Genomic DNA, 18393 nt, shown 5'->3' with positions numbered 1-18393 from the left:
GCCCCATCCGGGGCCGTTTCCCTCGGTCCGGGCGAGAGCCCGGCTGGAGCGGTCCGGGGGCATCAGGGCGGTGGCCGAAGGCCGCCGCGTCAACCGAGAACAGCGCCCAGCGATGGGCGCCCCGACCTGGAGGACAATCACATGTCCACCCCCGTCGTCACCATGCGACAGCTGCTCGAGAGCGGCGTGCACTTCGGCCACCAGACCCGGCGCTGGAACCCGAAGATGAAGCGCTTCATCTTCACCGAGCGCAACGGCATCTACATCATCGACCTGCAGAAGTCGCTGGCCTTCATCGACCGGGCCTACGACTTCGTCAAGGAGACCGTCGCGCACGGCGGCACGATCATGTTCATCGGCACGAAGAAGCAGGCGCAGGAGGCCATCGCCGAGCAGGCCGCCCGCGTCGGCATGCCGTACGTCAACCAGCGCTGGCTGGGCGGCATGCTCACCAACTTCTCCACCGTGCACAAGAGGCTCCAGCGCCTCAAGGAGCTCGAGGAGCTCGACTTCGACAACGTCGCCGCGTCGGGGCTCACCAAGAAGGAGCTCCTCATGCGCCGCCGTGAGAAGGAGAAGCTGGAGCGCACCCTCGGCGGCATCCGCGACATGTCCCGCGTGCCCAGCGCGGTGTGGGTCGTCGACACCAAGAAGGAGCACATCGGGATCAGCGAGGCCCGCAAGCTCAACATCCCGGTCGTCGCGATCCTCGACACCAACTGCGACCCGGACGAGGTCGACTACCCGATCCCGGGTAACGACGACGCCATCCGCGCCGTCGGCCTGCTGACCCGCGTCGTCGCCGACGCCGTCGCCGCCGGCCTGATGGCCCGCGCCGGTGCGGTCCGCGGCGGCGAGGACAAGCCGGCCGTCGCCGGCGGCGCCGAGCCGCTGGCCGAGTGGGAGCAGGAGCTGCTCGCGGGCGCCCCCGAGGCCGAGGCCGCCCCGGCCGCCGAGAACGACGCCGAGGCGGAGGCCGCCGCCCCCGCCGCCGAGGCGGAGGCCGCTGAGGCCGACGCCGCTCCGGCCGCCGACGCCGAGCAGGCCTAGTTCCTCCTCGTACGGCGCAGCCGTACGACTCGCAAGGCTCTTTCCGGGTGGGCGCGCCGGTCATGGGGGCGCCCACCCGATCCACCCAGCCTGATCTCATGCCGACTCACTGAGATCAGTGCCGACTCCCACGAGGAAAAGACAATGGCTTCCGTGAACATGGCCGACGTCAAGCGGCTTCGTGAGCTGACCGCGGCCGGCATGATGGACTGCAAGAAGGCTCTGGAGGAGTCCGAGGGCGACTTCGACCGCGCCGTCGAGCTCCTGCGCCTCAAGGGCGCCAAGGACGTCGGCAAGCGCGAGGCGCGCACCGCCTCCAACGGCCTGGTCGCCCTGAAGCAGGGCGGCGACTCCGTCGCCGCGCTGCTGGAGCTCAACTGCGAGACCGACTTCGTGGCCAAGGGCGAGCGCTTCCAGGAGGTCGCGGCCCAGGTCGTCGAGCACATCCTGGCGACCCGGCCGGCCGACGTCCCGACCCTGCTCGAGTCGCAGCTCAACGGCAAGACCGTCAAGGAGCTGCTCGACGAGACCAACGCCGCGCTCGGCGAGAAGATCGAGGTCCGGCGCTTCGCGGTCCTCGAGGGCGGCTACGTCGGCGCCTACATGCATCGGACCGACCCGCAGCTCCCGCCGGCGGTCGGCGTCCTGGTGCAGCTCGACACCGCCAACGCCCAGGTCGCCAAGGACATCGCGCAGCACGCCGCCGCGATGGCTCCGAAGTACCTCAGCCCCGAGCAGGTCCCCGCGGACGTCATCGAGAAGGAGCGCGCGCTCTTCGAGGAGATGACCCGCGAGGAGGGCAAGCCCGAGGCCGCCATCGGCAAGATCGTCGACGGTCGCGTCAACGGCTGGTACAAGGACTTCACCCTGCTCCAGCAGGCGTTCGTGAAGGACAACAAGAAGTCCATCCAGAAGTTCGCCGAGGAGAACGGCGTCAAGGTCGAGGCCTTCGTCCGCTTCAAGGTCGGCCAGGCTTAGGCTTAAGCCAGCTTCTCTCAGCAGAACACCCCTACGAGGAGGCCGCCGTCGTGCAGGAGAATCCAGAACCCGCTGCGTCGGCGGTTTCGTCGTATGCGGGCACGCTTCGCTGGAAGCGCGTCATGCTGAAGCTGTCCGGCGAGGCCTTCGCCGGCAGCGAGCCCATGGGCATCGACCCGGTCGTGGTCGGCCATCTGGCCGACTCGATCGCGGAGGCGGTCCGCGGAGGAGTGCAGGTCGCGGTCGTGGTCGGCGGGGGCAACATGTTCCGCGGCGCGGCCCTGTCCGCGGGCGGCATGGACCGCGCCCGGGCCGACTACATGGGCATGCTCAGCACCGTCATCAACTGCCTGGCGCTCCAGGACTTCCTGGAGAAGCGGGGCATCGAGACCCGCGTCCAGACGGCCATCACCATGCAGCAGGTGGCCGAGCCCTTCCTGCCCCGCCGCGCCATCCGCCATCTGGAGAAGGGGCGAGTGGTGATCTTCGGTGCGGGGCTGGGCTCGCCGTTCTTCTCTACCGACACCTGCGCGGCCCAGCGCGCGCTGGAGATCGGCGCCCAGGCGCTGCTCAAGGGCACCCAGGTGGACGGCGTCTACGACGCCGACCCCCGCAAGAACCCCGACGCCGTCCGGTTCGACCACCTCGAATACGGTGAGGTGCTGACCCGGGGTCTCGGGGTCATGGACGCCACCGCCATCAGCCTCTGCATGGACAACGGTCTGCCGATCGTCGTCTTCGACCTCATGGGCGAGGGCAACATCCTGCGGGCGGTGCACGGTGAGAAGATCGGCACGCTGGTGAGTCCGGCAGGGAAATAGGGAGCGCGCCCGACGGGCGGGCGGAGCGGGACGCGGCATGACGGCGGCCCGCGAAGCGCGTGAGGAGGGCGAGTGACCAGGAGACAGGGAGCGCGCCCGACGGAGCGAGCGGAGCGGGACGCGGCAGGGGCCCGCCGGGGGCGACCTCGGCGGGCGGCGGCCCGCGAAGTGCGTGAGGGATGGCGAGTGACCCAGAAGACTAGGGAGCCGCTGTGATCGACGAAACCCTCCTCGAAGCCGAGGAGAAGATGGACAAGGCCATTGGGGTGGCGAAGGACGACTTCGCGGGCATCCGGACGGGCCGCGTCACCCCGTCGATGTTCAACAAGATCAGCGCTGAGTACTACGGGACGATCACTCCCATTCAGCAGCTGGCCTCGTTCCACGTCCCCGAGGCTCGCATGGTCATCATCCAGCCCTACGACAAGGGTTCGATGGCCGCGATCGAGCGCGCCATCCGGGACTCCGACCTGGGCGTCAACCCGGGCAACGACGGCAACGTCATCCGGGTGGCCTTCCCCGAGCTGTCGGAGGAGCGCCGCAAGGAGTACATCAAGGTCGCCCGGACCAAGGCCGAGCAGTCCAAGGTCTCGGTGCGCAACATCCGCCGCCACGCCAAGGAGGCCCTCGACAAGCTCGTCAAGGACGGCGAGGCCGGCGAGGACGAGGTGCGTCGCGCCGAGAAGGAGCTCGACGACCTGACCCAGAAGCATGTCGCCAAGATCGATGAGCTGCTCAAGCACAAGGAAGCCGAGCTGCTCGAAGTCTGAGCCCGATCCTTGTCCTGCGCGGGCGCTCCGCGCGGGACAAGGATCGTGTGTATGAGAGTGGGACCCCTTGGAATCTGCGGCGGGCGGTAGCCGTACCGGCCGGAATCTCCCCGCCGCGGTCGCGGTCGGGGTCGGTCTGGGAGCGGCCGTCATCCTCTCCCTCTACTACGTCGAGGAGCTCTTCCTCGCCGTGGTGCTCGTGGCCGTGGGCGCCGGGGTGGTGGAGCTGGTCCGGTCGTTCGCGACCCGGGACATCCGCGTCCCGGCGGTCCCGGTGCTGGCCGTGCTGGCCGCGATGCTCGCCGGGGGCTACTGGGGCGGGCCGGTCTGGCTCGTCGGCGTCTTCGCGATGGCCCTGCCGATCCTGATGATCGGGCGGATGTTCGCCGGAACCGAGGGCTACGTCCGCGACACCGCCGCGACGGTCCTGGTCACCGCCTACCCTGGGCTGCTCGCCGGGTTCGTGGCGCTGCTGCTCGCCCAGGACCAGGGGCCGGACCGGGTGGTGGTCTTCATCGCCACCACCGTCGCCAGCGACATCGGCGGCTACTTCGCCGGGGTCCTGTTCGGCCGGCACAAGATGTCCCCGGTGATCAGCCCGAAGAAGACCTGGGAGGGCTTCGCGGGATCGGCGCTGGCCTGCATGGCCGTCGGCGGCTGGCTGACGGCGTGGCTGCTGGGGGTCGACGTCTGGAAGGGCGTGCTGATCGGCGCGGTCGTCGTGGTCGCCGCCACGCTCGGCGACCTGGTCGAGTCGGTGATCAAACGGGATCTGGGGATCAAGGACATGAGCAGCGTGCTGCCCGGCCACGGAGGGATGATGGACCGCCTCGACTCCCTCGTCGTCGCGCTCATCCCGGTCTGGGCGCTGCTCACCCTGCTGGTCTGAGCGTCCGTGCTCGGTCGGAGCGTCCGTGCTCGGTCGGAGCGTCCGTGCTCGGTCTGAGCGTCCGTGTCCGACCGGGTGTCCGTGTCCACCTGGATGTCGGTGCCGGTCCGTGCGTCCTGCCGGTCCGGGCGCGCCGGGCGCCCGCCCGCCCGAAGGCGCCCGGCCCGGCGGCGGCCGATCCTAGCCCGTCCGCAGGAGCCGGTCGGCCGAGAGCCGGGGCGCCAGCGCCCGGTAGCCGTCCGATGCCGTCAGACTGAGCTCGCCCGCGGTGACCGGGAGCAGCCAGAGCCAGCGCACCGCGTCCCCGCCGAAGGTGAAACCCGACAGGTCGGGCAGGCCGGGCAGCCGGGAGAGCAGGACGACGCCGCTGTAGTCCGGACCCAGCGGGAACGTCTCCGGCCGGTGGTACCAGTGGGCGGTGTGCCCGTCTCCGAGCCAGGTGACCGAGTGCCAGGGATACTGGCCGAGCCAGACCAGCAGCCGGGCGGCCTCCCGGGGATCCCCGCGGGTGGCGGTGGCGAGTTCGATCCTGGCGTGGGCGTCCGGCCGGTCGAGGTACCGCTCGACCGCGGGCATGCGCTGGCAGCTCATGCCGACGGTGGACAGGATCGTGTGCCCCCGGCCCCGTTCCGGCGGGCGCTCGGTGATGCCCACGGTGGGCAGCCGCCCGCCGCCCGCGTCCCAGAACCGGCCCGCGGATCCGACGGCCCGGTCCAGGTGGCCCATCACGAACTGCTGGAACGAGGCCCACGCGCCGTCGCCCGCCCGCCACTGCCAGTAGGATCGGGCCGCCGCCAGGCGCGGCGCCAGTTCGTCGCGGGCGTCCGCCAGTGACCAGGCGAACGGCGTCTCCCCGATCATGTCGCGCGCGTATCCCGGCATGCCCCTGCCGATGTCCGCCCAGCCCGGAATGACCGCGAGGAGCTCGTCGTTCTCGTAGAGGGCGACGCCGTCGCCCTCCTCGAACCAGAGCGGTCGGAGGGTTTCCAGCGGCGGTCTGCCCGAGGGGTGCCGGGTGTCCGCCCGGGGCACCACGGGAGGCAGCCCGGCCTCCAGGCGGACCGGGTCGGCCGCGGGCGGGGCGGGCACGTGGTTGGCCAGCCAGACCGCTCCGTGCACGGCGCCGCCGGACGCGCACAGGTAAGCTACCGAGGACATCTCGTCGCGCTCGACCACCAGGGTCCGGCTCCCGTAGGGATTGACATCGGTGAGCACGACCTCGACGCCGTCTCCCCTCGCCTCCGAGGGGCGGAATGTCGCCATACCTCCGGACTCTAGATCAGGGCCGGGCATCGCTTCGAGTATTCGCGCAACCGTCGAGAGAAGGCATTGGACGTGTCGACCACCAGCCCGACCGGGACTCCCGCCCCCGGCCAGCTCACCTTCGTGGCGCCCCGCCGGGCCAAGCCCGCGCGCCACCTGGCCGACCTGACCATGGCCGAGCGCCGGGCCGCGGTCGCCGAGCTGGGCGAGAAGCCGTTCCGCGCCGACCAGCTCTCGCGGCACTACTTCGACCGGCTCAACGGCGACCCGGCCACGATGACCGACCTGCCCGCCGCGGCGCGCGAGAAGCTCGGCGCGGCCCTGTTCCCGCAGCTGCTGACGCCGGTCCGGGAGATCACCTGCGACGGCGGCACCACCCGCAAGACGCTGTGGCGGCTGTTCGACGGCGCCCTGGTCGAGTCCGTGCTCATGCGCTACAGCGACCGCACCACGATGTGCGTCTCCTCGCAGGCGGGCTGTGGCATGAACTGCCCGTTCTGTGCCACCGGCCAGGCCGGCCTGACCCGGAACATGTCCACCGCGGAGATCGTCGAGCAGGTCGTCGCCGGGGCGCGCGAGCTGGCCGGCGGCGAGGTCCCCGGCGGTCCCGGCCGGGTGAGCAACGTGGTCTTCATGGGGATGGGTGAGCCGCTGGCCAACTACAAGGCCGTCATCGGCGCCGTCCGCCGGCTGGTCGAGCCCGCCCCCGAAGGGCTGGGCATCTCCGCCCGCGGCGTCACGGTCTCCACCGTCGGCCTGGTCCCCGCCATCGGCAAGCTCGCCGCCGAGGGGCTGCCGGTGACGCTCGCGGTCTCCCTGCACGCCCCCGACGACGAGCTGCGCGACACCCTGGTGCCGATCAACACGCGGTGGAAGGTCGCCGAGGTGCTCGACGCGGCCTGGGACTACGCCGCGAGGACCAAGCGCCGCGTCTCCATCGAGTACGCCCTGATCAAGGACATCAACGACCAGGAGTGGCGGGCCGACCTGCTCGGCAAGCTGATCAGGAACAAGCTCGTGCACGTCAACCTGATCCCGCTCAACCCCACCCCCGGCTCCAAGTGGACGGCCTCGCGCCCCGAGGACGAGCGGGCCTTCGTCCGCCGCCTGGAGTACCACGGCGTCCCGGTGACCGTCCGCGACACCCGGGGCCGCGAGATCGACGGCGCCTGCGGCCAGCTCGCCGCCGCCGAGTAGCCCCCGCGCCGCCGGATCGTCTGCGGGGCGGACCGTCCTGAGGCATGATCGGTCTGGGGGGCTACGGGTGGATGTGTCCGTCAGCCCGCCCGCCGTACCGACCCACGACCGCACGACGCCGGGAGACGCACATGCCGGGACCGCGACCGCCGCGTCCGGACGACCCGGTCCAGTTGGGGGAGTACCGCCTGCTCGGCCGCCTGGGCGAGGGCGGTCAGGGGGTCGTGCACCTGGGGGAGGCGCCGTCGGGGACGCGGGTCGCGATCAAGGTCCTGCACGCTCACGTCGCGGGTGACCCCGACGTCCGCAGGAGGTTCCTGCGCGAGGTGGAGGCGGCCCGCCGGGTGCCCCCGTTCTGCACGGCGCGCGTCCTGGACGTCGGCACGGCCGGCGACCAGCCGTACGTGGTGAGCGAGTTCATCGACGGGGAGTCGCTGGAGCAGCGGATCCGCTCGCGCGGGCCGCTGGACCCGCGCGACCTCGAACGGCTCGCGATCGGCACGGCCACCGCCCTGGCGGCGATCCACCGCGCCGGGATCGTCCACCGCGACTTCAAACCCGCCAACGTCCTGCTCGGCCCCGACGGGCCGCGGGTGGTCGACTTCGGCATCGCGCGCGGCACGGACCTGGCCACCACGTCCGTCAGCGTGATGGGCACCCCGCCGTACATGTCGCCCGAGCAGCTCTCCGGAGGGCGGATCGGCCCGCCCTCCGACCTGTTCAGCTGGGCCGGGACCATCCTGTTCGCCGGGACGGGCAGGACCCCGTTCGGCCGGGACGTCGCCCTGGCGACGCTGATCTACCGGATCCTCCACCAGGAGTGCGATCTCACCGGTCTCCCGGACGGCCTGCGGCCGGTCGTCGGCCGGTGCCTGGCCAAGGCGCCCGAGCACCGGCCCACGGCCGAGGAGGTCCTGCTGGCGCTGATCACCGGCAACGGGGCGGTGCGGCCCGGTGCGGCGATGCCCGGCGGGGACCTGCTGACCACGGCCATGGGGCGGATGGGACAGCCGTCTCCGCAGGCCGGGCCGCCCGCGCAGGGAGGTCCGCCGCCGGGAGGTCCGCCGCCAGGAGGCCCGCCGTTGCCGGTCGGGCCGCCCTCTCCGCAGGAGGCGTCCGGCCGGGGACGGCCCGGGGCGGCGCCGCCCCCGGGTCCCTCCCGGACGGTCCCGCCGCCGGGCGGGGTGGTCCCGACCGCGCCGCCGGGTGGTGCGTTCCCCGCGGAGCCGCCCACCGGTCCTTCTCGGACGGTCCCGCCGCCGGGTGGCGTGTTGCCCGCGGCGCCGCCCACCGGTCCCGCCCGGGGAGGGCAGGACCCGTCTGCGGGCGGGCTCTCCCGCCGGAGCCTGCTGATCGGCGGAGGGAGCGCGCTGGTCACCGGTGCAGTGACGGCGGCGGCGATCCTGCTGCCCCGGTACCTGAGGGAGGAGGGCGGCACGGTCACCTCCTCGCCCGGGCCGGACCCGGGGACCGCGAGCACCCCGCCGCCGTCCCCGGCGACGCCCACGGGCTCGGCCGGGCCGACGGCGTCCGCCGCCACCGCCACCCCGAGCCCGTCCCGGCTGATCACGGCGGGTCCGGGCGAACCGCTGGTGCTGCGGAACGGCCAGCTGGTGCAGGGACTCGCGATCTCCGCCGACGGCCGTACGGTGGCCGCCGGGTGCTGGGACGGCACGATCCGGCTGTGGGAGGTCCCGGCCGGCGAGGTGACCGCCGAACTGGACGACCGCGAGTTCTACGTCCAGGGCGTGGCGCTGAGTCCGGACGGCCGGACACTGGTCGGCGTCGGCGGGGTGCGCGACACCGAGGCGCACGTGTGGGACGTGGCCTCCCGGCGGCGCATCTCGAAGTCCGTGGTCGGCGCGGTCTTCGTGGAGTTCAGCTCCGACGGGAAGCGGTTCGTCACCGGCAGCGGGTTCGAGTGGGTCCGGCTCTGGCGGACCTCCGACCGCCGGCAGGAGGGCGCCTCCATGCGCCACACCCAGTTGGTCGCCGGTGGGGCGTTCAGCCCCGACGGGCGACTGCTGGCCACCGCCGGGTGGGACCGCGCGGTACGGCTGTGGCGCACCTCGGGTACGGCCGCCGGCGTGCTGAACGGCCACAAGGACCAGGTCAACGCCGTCGTGTTCCTCGACGACCGCACCCTGGCGAGCGCGGGCTACGACAAGGTCGTCCGGGTCTGGGACGTGTCCTCCCGCAAACCGAAGGGGCCGGCGTTCACCGGATCCGGTTCGACGGTCAACAGCCTGGCCTGCAGTCCCGACGGGACCGTCCTCGCCGCCGGGACCAACGAGCACGGCGTCTGGCTGTGGGACGTCGCCACCCGCCGGAGCCTGCGGCCGCCCCTGCAGGCCCTGCCGACCGGCCAGGTCCACGCGGTGGCCTTCAGCGGCGACGGGCTCGTCCTGGCGGTGGCCACGGGCAACGACGTGCTGCTGTACGACGTCGGCGGACTGCGCTCCGCCTGACGGCGGATGGCGGGCGTGGGCGGTCAGGGCCGGGTACGGCGGACGGCGGCGGTCAGGGCCGGGTACGGCGGAGCCGTACGTAGGCGAGGGCGCCGGCGGCGGACCAGAAGAGGGTCGCGGCCGTGACCGGGAGCAGGACCGCGTCGAGGGTCCCGGCGCTGGCGGCGCGCATCCACGGCATGATCGGCACCGTGAACCCGCCGGCCGGGGTGAGACTGAGCAGCAGCAGTCCGAGGTAGCCGCCGAACAGCACCAGCATCGAGGCCGCCGGGGAGGACAGGATCGGCCTGCTGGTCAGCGCGCCCAGGGCGGTCCCGGCGCTCAGCCCGAGCAGGTGCAGCCCGGCGCCTCTGGCCAGGTCCCCGGAGGAGGGGAGGACCGCGAAGCCGGCGAGGAGCGGCAGCGCGACCGCGATCGCGGCCAGGCCGAGGTTGACGGCCAGCGCCGCGAGCAGCCCGGCGCGGACCTCCCGGCCGGGCCCTCCGGCCGCCGTCATCGAGACCACCCGCTGGGCGGCGGGCTCGGTGTCGAGCAGCCCTCGGGCGGCCCAGGCGAAGACGACGATCAGCAGTCCGGCCGAGTCGGCGTAGGAGGTCAGCTGCCTGCCGTCGGGAACGGTCGTCGAGTAGAAGATCAGCATCATCGTGAACAGCGCGAACACCGGCTGCAGCAGCCGGTGGGACCTGGCGTAGGCGGCCAGCTTGAACCGGGTGAGGGCGAGGGTCACCGGGCGCTCCGAGGGGTGCGGGCGGTCGTGGGGGCTGCGGGCGTTCAGGAGATCCGCCTGGTGGCGTGGCCGTCGGCACGGAGTTTCTGCTCGACCTCGTCGGCATCGGCGGCGTCCACGGTCACCTCGATGACCGCCCGGCGCGGTCGCCGCCCGTCCCCGGCGGTGACCGCGCCGTCGGCGACCAGCCAGTGGCCGGCACCGGGGAAGTCCCGCAGCTGGTTCTGGTGGTCGCTGACCACGACCGCGCCGCCGTCGGCGGCGACCTCGCCGATGATCACAGGGAGCTCGTTGCGGGTCTGCTCGTCGAGACCGGCGAAGGGCTCGTCCAGGATGAGCAGGCCGGGCGGGGCCAGCAGCGACTGGATCAGGCCGACCTTCTGCGCGCTGCCCTTGGACAGGTCGCCGAGCGGCCGGTCGAGCAGGTGCGTCGCGTTGAGCCGCTCGGCGAGCGCCGTACCGGAGGCGGGGGGGATACGCCGGATCCCGGCGAGGTGGGCGAGGTAGGCCGCGACGGTGAACGGCTGGTCCACCGGGAACACGTCGGGGGCGTATCCGACGACGGCGGGCCGTTCGGCGATCGAGCCCCGGGAGGGCGGGAGGATCCCGGCGAGCAGGCGCAGGAGCGTCGACTTCCCCGCCCCGTTGCGTCCGGTGACCTCGACGACGGATCCGGGGCGGAGGGAGAGCTCGACCTCCCGCAGGATCCAGGGGCCCCGGCGGGCGTAGCGGAAGGACACGTCGGAAAGCCGCATAGGCCCGTCACCCTACCGCCGGGCCTCGCCTTGCGGGCCCTTGTCCCGCCAGAATGGGGGACTATACGAGAACGCCGTATACAGGGATGGAAAGGACGCGGGGTTGAACCGCTTTCCACGGGTGCTGGGCGTGCGTCAGGGCTATGACCCGGACCAGGTGGACGCGCTGGTCCGCCGGATCGAGAGCACCCTCGGGAGAGGCGCGCCGACCGACGCCCCGATCACCGCCGACGAGATCCGGGACGCCCGCTTCCGCGCGAAGCTCGGCGGCTACAACGAGACCGCGGTGGACTACGCGCTGGACGCCTTCATCGTGGCGGTGGAGACGCTCACGGCCGCGGGACGCGCGGTGCAGGCGCCCGCGGCCGGCCGCGGGCGGGCCACGGTTCTGGAGGGGGCGAAGGGCGCCCCGCGGACCGGGGCGGCGACCGAGCCGCCGGACGTCCCGGAGACCGCCGCCCCGCCCGTCCGGGACGCTCCGCCCGTCCGGGACGTCGCGCCCGACGTCTCGTCTGTTCAAGCCGCGGCACCCGCCCGGGACGCCGCCTCTGTTCCGCCCGCGGCCGAGGCCGTGTCCGGAGCCCCGCCGGCTGCGGACACCGCGTCGGCCGCGGAGGGCGGATCCGTGGCGGAGGACGTGCCTGCCGGACCGCCCGCCGCGTCCGTTCCTTCCGCGAGAGGGCCCGTGCCCGTAGTGCGGGCCGTGCCCGCCGTTCCGTCCGGGGCGCAGGCCGGGGAGGGCGGGGTGCCCGCCGTTCCGTCCGGGGCGCAGGCCGGGGAGGCCGAGGAGGAGGCCGCCAGGATCGAGCGGGTCGCCTTCCGCGCCGGACGGCTGGGCATGGGCTACGACGAGGAGGAGGTGGACCTCTTCCTCGACCGGGTCGTGGCCACGCTGCGCGGGACCACCGACCGGCCGGTCACCCCCGACGACGTGCGCGAGGCCAGGTTCAGCACCGTCGTCTTCCGGCCGGGGTACGCGGTGCGCCAGGTGGACGACTTCCTGCACGACCTCGTCGAGGTCGTGGAGCGCCACCACGGCCGCTGAGCGGCGGACGGGACCGTCAGCGGGTGCCCCAGGAGTAGGTCTGCTTGTGGAGCTTGAGGTAGACGAAGGTCTCGGTCGCGCGGACGGCCGGGATGGCGCGGATCTTGCCGAGGATCTCCAGGAGGTGCTGGTCGCCCTCGCAGACCACCTCGACCATGACGTCGACGGACCCGGCGGTCAGCACGACGTAGTCGATCTCCTTGATGGCGGAGAGCTCGTCGGCCACCGTCTCCAGGTCGCCCTCGCACTTGATGCCGATCATGGCCTGGCGGGGGAAGCCGAGGGTCAGCGGGTCGGTCACCGCGACGATCTGCATGACGCCCGCGTCGAGCAGGCGCTGGACCCGCTGGCGGACCGCGGCCTCCGACAGGCCCACCGCCTTGCCGATCGCGGCGTACGGCTTGCGCCCGTCGCCCTGCAGCTGCTCGATGATCTGCTTGGAGATGTCGTCGAGCACGACCGGGCCGGGCCTGCCGTCGTGGTCGCGACGGGCCTTCGGTGGCGTCGTCATGCGCGCTCCCTCGCGTCCGGATTGCGGGGCTGTCGCCGTCAGGTTGCGGCTTTGATGCGCCATGGTGTCAGCTATCGGCTTTCTGTCAAGCGATTTCGTAGCAATTTGGTATCTTCGCAACGAAATCGCTTGTCGTGATATCCCTGCTCTGTAAGAGTCGCGACAACTCAGCCCCCCTCACAGGAGGTCGACGGTGACCACCCGTCTGCAGAACTACGTCAACGGTGAGTTCGTGGACGCCAAGAGCGGCCGGTTCTCCGACGTCATCGACCCGTGCACCGGGGAGGCCTACCTCCAGGCGCCGGTCTCCGGGGCGGAGGACGTCGACCAAGCCTACGCCGCCGCGGCCGCCGCGTTCGAATCGTGGAGCCAGACCACGCCGGGCGAGCGCGCGAACCTGCTGCTCAAGGTCGCCGACGCGATCGAGGCGCGGGCCGGGGAGCTGAACGAGGCCGAGTGCCGCAACACCGGCAAGCCCCGGGCGCGGATGGCCGAGGACGAGACCCCGGTGGCCGCCGACCACTTCCGCTTCTTCGCCGGCGCCGCGCGCACGCTGGAGGGGCCGACGTCCGGCGAGTTCCTCGCCGACCACACCTCCGTCGTCCGGCACGAGCCGATCGGCGTCGTGGGCCAGGTCACGCCCTGGAACTACCCGATGATGATGGCCGTGTGGAAGATCGCCCCCGCGCTCGCCGCCGGCAACACCGTGGTGCTCAAGCCGTCCGACACCACCCCGGTCTCCACGGTCAAGCTGGCCGAGATCATCGGCGAGGTCCTGCCGAAGGGCGTCTTCAACGTGGTCGTCGGCGACCGCGAGACCGGCGCCCTGGTCGTCGGCCACCCGGCCGCGCAGATGGTCGCGATCACCGGCTCGGTCGGCGCGGGCATGGCGGTGGCCAAGACCGCCGCCGAGGACCTCAAGCGGGTCCACCTGGAGCTCGGCGGCAAGGCCCCGGTCGTCGTCTTCGACGACGTCAAGGACCTGAAGGCCGCCGCGGAGTCCATCGCCGCGGCCGGGTTCTACAACGCCGGGCAGGACTGCACCGCCGCCTGCCGGGTGCTGGTCCACGAGGACGTCCACGACGCGTTCGCCGCCGCGCTCGCCGAGGCCGCCGCCGGCACCCGGACCGGCGACCTGGCCGACGCCGAGGCCCTGTACGGCCCGCTCAACAACGCCGTCCAGCTGGAGCGCGTCGCGGGCTTCTTCGACCGGCTGCCCGGCCACGCCAAGGTCCTGACCGGCGGCCACCGGATCGGCGACCGCGGCTACTTCTTCGCCCCCACCGTCGTCGACGGCCTGCGGCAGGACGACGAGATGGTGCAGAACGAGGTCTTCGGCCCGGTGATCACCATCCAGGCCTTCACCGACGAAGCCGACGCGGTGGCCAAGGCGAACGGCGTAAAGTACGGATTGTCTGGTTCGGTGTGGACCTCCGATCACGGCCGGGCGATGCGGATGTCGAAGCGGCTCGACTTCGGGGTCGTGTGGGTCAACACGCACATCCCGTTCGTCTCCGAGATGCCCCACGGAGGTTTCAAGCACTCGGGCTACGGCAAGGACCTGTCGGTCTTCGGTCTGCACGACTACCTCCGGGTCAAGCACGTCATGCACTACATCGGCGAATAGCCGCGAGACAGAGGGACGGCCTGGTATGACCGAAACCCAGGAGGGCGCGGGGGCGGCCGCGGACGCCCCCGGCGCGCCCCCGGTGCCCGCCATCGAGCTCGACGGAGTCGTCAAGGAGTACCTCGCCCACGGTGAGGTCGTCCAGGCGGTCAAGGGGGTCACCCTGACGATCGCCGAGGGCGAGTTCTTCTCGCTCCTCGGCCCCTCCGGCTGCGGCAAGACCACCACGATGCGCATGGTCGCCGGCTTCGAGGAGCCGACCCGCGGCACGGTGCGGCTGCACGGCCGGGACGTGACGGACGTCCCGCCCGACAGGCGCGACGTGAACATGGTCTTCCAGTCCTACGCGCTGTTCCCGCACATGAACGTCTGGGAGAACGTCGCCTTCGGCCTGAAGCGCAGGAAGGTCCCCTCGGGGGAGATCGCCCGGCGGGTCGGCGAGATGCTGGAGATCGTCGCGCTGACGGGCCGCGAGAAGCGCCGCCCCCGGGAGATGTCCGGCGGCCAGCAGCAGCGGGTGGCGCTGGCCCGCGCGTTGGTCAACCGGCCCCGCGCGCTCCTGCTCGACGAGCCGCTCGGCGCCCTGGACCTCAAGCTCCGCCAGGCCATGCAGATCGAGCTCAAGCGCATCCAGCGCGAGGTCGGCATCACCTTCGTCTACGTCACGCACGACCAGAGCGAGGCGCTCACCATGAGCGACCGCATCGCCGTGATGAACGACGGTCGGATCGAGCAGCTCGCCGGGCCCCGGGAGATCTACGAGCGTCCCGCCACCGCCTTCGTGGCCGGGTTCATCGGCACCTCCAACCTGCTGCGCGGCACCGTGGACCGGGTCGAGTCCGGCTGCGCGGTCCTGCGGGTGGGCGCGGAGGGGCGGGTCCTGGCCGCGGAGGGCGCGCACCGGGCCGGAGAGGCGATCGCGGTCACCGTGCGCCCCGAGAAGATCACGATCTCCACCGAGGAGCCCGCCGGAGGCCTCAGCGCCGTGCGCGGGACCGTGTCCGAGGTGGTGTACCTGGGCCTGTACAACAGTTATGCGGTCAGCCTCGCCGACGGCGCCGAGGTCACCGTGTTCCAACAGAACGCGCTGGACAGCACGAGTACGGCGGAGCGTGGCGACGCCGTGTGGCTGTCGTGGCAGCCGCAGCACTCGTACGCGATCGGAAGTTGAGCCCCCACATGGACCCCCGCACCACCCCCGCCTTCCTGCGCGGCATGACGCAGAGCCGCTCCGTGACCCGCCGGGACGCCTTCCGCCTGGCCGGGCTGTCGGCCGCGGGCCTGGCCCTGTCGGCCTGCGGCGTGCAGGGCAGGAAGGCCGCGCCGCCCAAGAAGGACGCCGTCGCCGACTACTGGGCGTCGAAGCAGAAGAACGGCACGCTGCGCTTCGCCAACTGGCCGCTCTACATCGACAAGGACGGCAAGAAGTACCCGTCGCTGGAGCTGTTCACCGCCGACACCGGCATCAAGGTGACCTACGCCGAGGCGATCCAGGAGATGCCCGTCTTCTTCGGCAAGATCCAGCCGCAGCTGGCCGCCGGCAACGACATCGGCCACGACCTGATGGTGATGACCAACAGCATCCAGCTCAACCGGGCCATCCAGCTCGGCTACCTGGTCCCGCTCGACCACTCGCGGCTGCCGAACTTCGCGGCCAACGCCGGCGCGCGCTTCAAGAACCCCGTCTGGGACCCGGGCAACGCCTACACGGTCCCGTGGGCGGGCGGCATCACCGGCATCGCCTACAACCCCGAGTACGTCGACGAGGTCACCAGCATCGAGGACCTGTGGAACCCCAAGTACAAGGGGAAGGTCGGCATGATGAGCGACACCCAGGAGGTCGCGAACTTCGGCATGTTCGCCCTGGGCGTCGACCCCGACACCTCCACCGAGGCCGACTGGCGCAGGGCGGGGGACAGGCTCCGGCGGCAGCGCGACGCGGGCCTGGTGCGCAAGTACTACGAGAACGACTACATCGAGGCGCTGGTCCGCGGTGACGTGTGGATCACGATGGCCTGGTCGGGCGACGTCTTCCAGCAGGTCGCCGAGGGCAAGGACCTGAGGTTCGTGGTGCCCGCCGAGGGCGGCACGATCTGGACCGACAACCTGTGCATCCCCAAGACCGCGCAGAACCCGGTGGACGCGCTGACGCTGATGGACTACGTCTACCAGCCGAAGATCGCCGCCATGCTGGTGGAGTACATCAACTACATCGCCCCGGTGCCCGCCACCAAGGACATCCTGGCGGCCAAGGCCGCCGGGGAGAAGGGCGAGGACAAGGAGTTCCTGGAGCAGGTGGCCACCAGCCCGATGATCTACCCCTCCGACGCCGACATGGCGAAGCTGCGCTCGTACACGGTGCTGAGCACGGCGCAGGAGAAGGTCTTCGAGGGCATCTTCCAGCCCATCACCCAGGGCTGAGAGCCGGATGAAACGCCTCACCCCCTACCTGCTCGTGCTGCCGGGCGGCCTCTGGCTGGCGATCTTCATGGTGGTGCCGATGGTCTTCATGGCCTCGGTCTCCACCCAGGAGGGCGACGTGGTCAACGGCTTCGCCCAGACGTTCAACGTCGGCGTCTACGGCGAGGTGCTGGGCCAGTACGGCACGCAGTTTCTGCGCTCGGCCTCCTACGGCCTGGCCGCCACGGCCGTCTCCCTCCTGCTGGCCTACCCGGTGGCCTACTGGATCGCCTTCCGGGGCGGCGCCCGCAAGTCGACCTACCTGCTGCTGGTGCTGCTGCCGTTCTTCGTCTCGTTCGTGCTGCGCACGGTGTCGTGGAAGTTCCTGCTCGCCGACGACGGCCTGCTGCTGGCGCCGCTGAAGTCGGCGGGCCTGCTCCCCGGCGACTTCCACGTCCTGCAGACGACCGCCGCGGTGATCGGCGGCCTGGTCTACAACTACCTGCCGTTCATGATCCTGCCGATCTACGTGGCGCTGGAGCGGGTCGACCCCCGGACCGTGGAGGCGGCGCGGGACCTGTACGCCTCCCGGCGCGGGGCGTTCACGAGGATCGTGCTGCCGCTCTCGCTGCCCGGGGTCTTCGCCGGGGTGCTGATGACGTTCGTCCCGATGACGGCGGACTACGTCAACGCCGCCATCCTCGGCGGCCCGGAGAACACGATGATCGGCAACATCATCCAGACCGAGTACCTCGTCAACAACGACTACCCGACCGCGGCCGCGCTCTCCTTCACGCTGATGGCGGCGATGCTGGTCGGCATCTTCGCCTACGCCCGGGCGCTCGGCACGGAGAACGTGCTGGAGGCGGCGGCCCGATGAGCGCGAGCGGACCTCGGAGCGCGGGCCGGACCAGGCCCCGGGGGCGGTGGACGGACCGGCTCCTGCGGATCTACGTCTGGCTGGTCCTGGCCTGGCTCTTCCTGCCGATCGCGGTGATGATCGTGTTCGGCTTCAACGACACGCAGAGCAAGTCCAACGTCAGCTGGCAGGGCTTCACCCTCAAGTGGTGGGGCCGGCTGGACGAGTACCCGGACCTGGTCGTCGCGGTGCGCAACTCGCTGCTGATCGCCCTGGTCAGCGTGGCCGTCACCACGGTGCTCGGCACGCTCATGGGCCTGGCCCTGGGGCGCCACCGCTTCCGCGGGCAGGGCGCCACCAACCTGGCGATGTTCGCCGCGATCTCCTCGCCCGAGCTGGTGATGGGCGCCTCGCTGCTCTCGCTGTTCATCAGCGCCGGCGTGGAGACCGGCTTCGCGACCGTGGTGATCGCGCACGTGCTCTTCTCGCTCTCGTTCGTGGCGATCACGGTCCGGGCGCGGGTGGTCGGCATGGACGCCTCGATCGAGGAGGCCGCCCGCGATCTGGGCGCCACTCCCTGGACGACGTTCTGGCGGGTCACCTTCCCGATGATCCTGCCGGGCGTCGTCGCCGGCGCGCTGCTCGCCTTCGCGCTCTCCATCGACGACTTCGTCATCACCCAGTTCACCAGCGGCGCCACCCAGACGTTCCCGCTGTGGATCTGGGGCGCCACCCGGATCGGCATGCCGCCGCAGGTCAACATCATCGGCACGCTCATCTTCGCGGTGGGCGTCGCGGTCGCCGTGCTCAACGCGGTGACCGCGCGCCGGCGCGGCACCTGACCACCCCGGGGCCCCGCGTCCCGCTCCCTTCCGGAAGGGAGCGGGACGCGGGGCCCCGGCGCATCCGCGCCCACGACAGGGCCCCGGCACGGAACAGGGAGGCGAGATCGGAACCAGGCGGGGGGAACCCGCGTGTGATCCCCCCGGATCACACGACACCACATACGAGAACGACCTGACTCACGTAGGGA

The 18393-nt window shown here is 71.8% G+C and carries 17 protein-coding genes; 13 read left to right on the top strand and 4 right to left on the bottom strand.

Annotation, left to right across the window (positions count from 1 at the left end; translation table 11 throughout):
- Window positions 1–141 precede the first annotated feature (141 nt).
- The 5 genes from rpsB to HS045_RS01350 all read left to right on the top strand — a co-directional run bounded on the left by rpsB (window position 142) and on the right by HS045_RS01350 (window position 4508).
- Window positions 142–1050, top strand: coding sequence for a 30S ribosomal protein S2 (rpsB, locus tag HS045_RS01370; protein ID WP_196449354.1), 909 nt, complete (start codon window positions 142–144; stop codon window positions 1048–1050).
- Window positions 1051–1194: 144 nt separating this feature from the next.
- Window positions 1195–2028, top strand: coding sequence for a translation elongation factor Ts (gene tsf / locus HS045_RS01365; protein ID WP_196449353.1), 834 nt, complete (start codon window positions 1195–1197; stop codon window positions 2026–2028).
- Between the two features lie 122 nt (window positions 2029–2150).
- Window positions 2151–2849 carry a UMP kinase gene (gene pyrH, locus HS045_RS01360; protein ID WP_068895108.1) on the top strand — a complete coding sequence of 233 codons (699 nt, stop codon included), beginning with the start codon at window positions 2151–2153 and terminating at the stop codon, window positions 2847–2849.
- Between the two features lie 212 nt (window positions 2850–3061).
- Window positions 3062–3619 carry a ribosome recycling factor gene (gene frr, locus HS045_RS01355; RefSeq protein ID WP_084008056.1) on the top strand — a complete coding sequence of 186 codons (558 nt, stop codon included), beginning with the start codon at window positions 3062–3064 and terminating at the stop codon, window positions 3617–3619.
- A 67-nt stretch (window positions 3620–3686) separates the two neighbouring features.
- On the top strand, window positions 3687–4508 hold the full coding sequence (locus HS045_RS01350; RefSeq protein ID WP_196449352.1) for a phosphatidate cytidylyltransferase: 822 nt from the start codon (window positions 3687–3689) through the stop codon (window positions 4506–4508).
- 180 nt (window positions 4509–4688) lie between these two features.
- Here the strand turns inward: HS045_RS01350 and HS045_RS01345 are convergent, their stop codons facing one another.
- Complete coding sequence (locus tag HS045_RS01345; RefSeq protein WP_196449351.1) at window positions 4689–5771, bottom strand: suppressor of fused domain protein; 1083 nt, start codon at window positions 5769–5771, stop codon at window positions 4689–4691.
- 72 nt (window positions 5772–5843) lie between these two features.
- Here HS045_RS01345 and rlmN point away from each other — a divergent pair, with 72 nt between their 5' ends.
- Both rlmN and HS045_RS01335 read left to right on the top strand, forming a co-directional pair.
- Window positions 5844–6968 carry a 23S rRNA (adenine(2503)-C(2))-methyltransferase RlmN gene (gene rlmN / locus HS045_RS01340; RefSeq protein WP_196449350.1) on the top strand — a complete coding sequence of 375 codons (1125 nt, stop codon included), beginning with the start codon at window positions 5844–5846 and terminating at the stop codon, window positions 6966–6968.
- Window positions 6969–7099: 131 nt separating this feature from the next.
- Window positions 7100–9436 (top strand): WD40 repeat domain-containing serine/threonine protein kinase, encoded by a 2337-nt coding sequence (locus HS045_RS01335; protein ID WP_196449349.1) that lies wholly within the window; start codon window positions 7100–7102, stop codon window positions 9434–9436.
- Between the two features lie 52 nt (window positions 9437–9488).
- On the opposite strand, the gene HS045_RS01330 is transcribed toward HS045_RS01335, so the two are convergent.
- The gene (locus HS045_RS01330; protein WP_196449348.1) at window positions 9489–10163 is read right to left on the bottom strand and encodes a hypothetical protein; all 675 of its coding nucleotides are present in this window, start codon (window positions 10161–10163) and stop codon (window positions 9489–9491) included.
- Between the two features lie 44 nt (window positions 10164–10207).
- Entirely contained in the window at window positions 10208–10918 is a 711-nt protein-coding gene (locus HS045_RS01325; RefSeq protein WP_196449347.1) for an ABC transporter ATP-binding protein, read from the bottom strand.
- Between the two features lie 103 nt (window positions 10919–11021).
- On the opposite strand from HS045_RS01325, the gene HS045_RS01320 reads away from it, so the two are divergent.
- Complete coding sequence (locus HS045_RS01320) at window positions 11022–11963, top strand: DivIVA domain-containing protein (RefSeq protein WP_196449346.1); 942 nt, start codon at window positions 11022–11024, stop codon at window positions 11961–11963.
- Between the two features lie 16 nt (window positions 11964–11979).
- Here HS045_RS01320 and HS045_RS01315 read toward each other — a convergent pair whose 3' ends face one another.
- On the bottom strand, window positions 11980–12474 hold the full coding sequence (locus HS045_RS01315; protein ID WP_196449345.1) for an Lrp/AsnC family transcriptional regulator: 495 nt from the start codon (window positions 12472–12474) through the stop codon (window positions 11980–11982).
- A 193-nt stretch (window positions 12475–12667) separates the two neighbouring features.
- Here HS045_RS01315 and HS045_RS01310 point away from each other — a divergent pair, with 193 nt between their 5' ends.
- The 5 genes from HS045_RS01310 to HS045_RS01290 are packed head-to-tail and all read left to right on the top strand — an operon-like array spanning window position 12668 to window position 18202.
- Entirely contained in the window at window positions 12668–14101 is a 1434-nt protein-coding gene (locus HS045_RS01310) for a gamma-aminobutyraldehyde dehydrogenase (protein WP_196449344.1), read from the top strand.
- 25 nt (window positions 14102–14126) lie between these two features.
- Window positions 14127–15272 (top strand): ABC transporter ATP-binding protein, encoded by a 1146-nt coding sequence (locus tag HS045_RS01305; protein ID WP_196449343.1) that lies wholly within the window; start codon window positions 14127–14129, stop codon window positions 15270–15272.
- An 8-nt stretch (window positions 15273–15280) separates the two neighbouring features.
- The gene (locus HS045_RS01300) at window positions 15281–16522 is read left to right on the top strand and encodes a spermidine/putrescine ABC transporter substrate-binding protein (protein ID WP_196449342.1); all 1242 of its coding nucleotides are present in this window, start codon (window positions 15281–15283) and stop codon (window positions 16520–16522) included.
- A 7-nt stretch (window positions 16523–16529) separates the two neighbouring features.
- On the top strand, window positions 16530–17381 hold the full coding sequence (locus HS045_RS01295; RefSeq protein WP_196449341.1) for an ABC transporter permease: 852 nt from the start codon (window positions 16530–16532) through the stop codon (window positions 17379–17381).
- Window positions 17378–18202 (top strand): ABC transporter permease, encoded by an 825-nt coding sequence (locus HS045_RS01290; protein ID WP_196449340.1) that lies wholly within the window; start codon window positions 17378–17380, stop codon window positions 18200–18202. The genes HS045_RS01295 and HS045_RS01290 overlap by 4 nt, the downstream gene beginning before the upstream one ends.
- Window positions 18203–18393 lie beyond the last annotated feature (191 nt).

The organism is Planomonospora sp. ID82291 (genome assembly GCF_015711645.1).
Taxonomy (GTDB): Bacteria; Actinomycetota; Actinomycetes; order Streptosporangiales; family Streptosporangiaceae; genus Planomonospora.
Note: the sequence above shows the minus strand (reverse complement) of the source record. Positions and strands in the feature narration are given on the sequence as shown.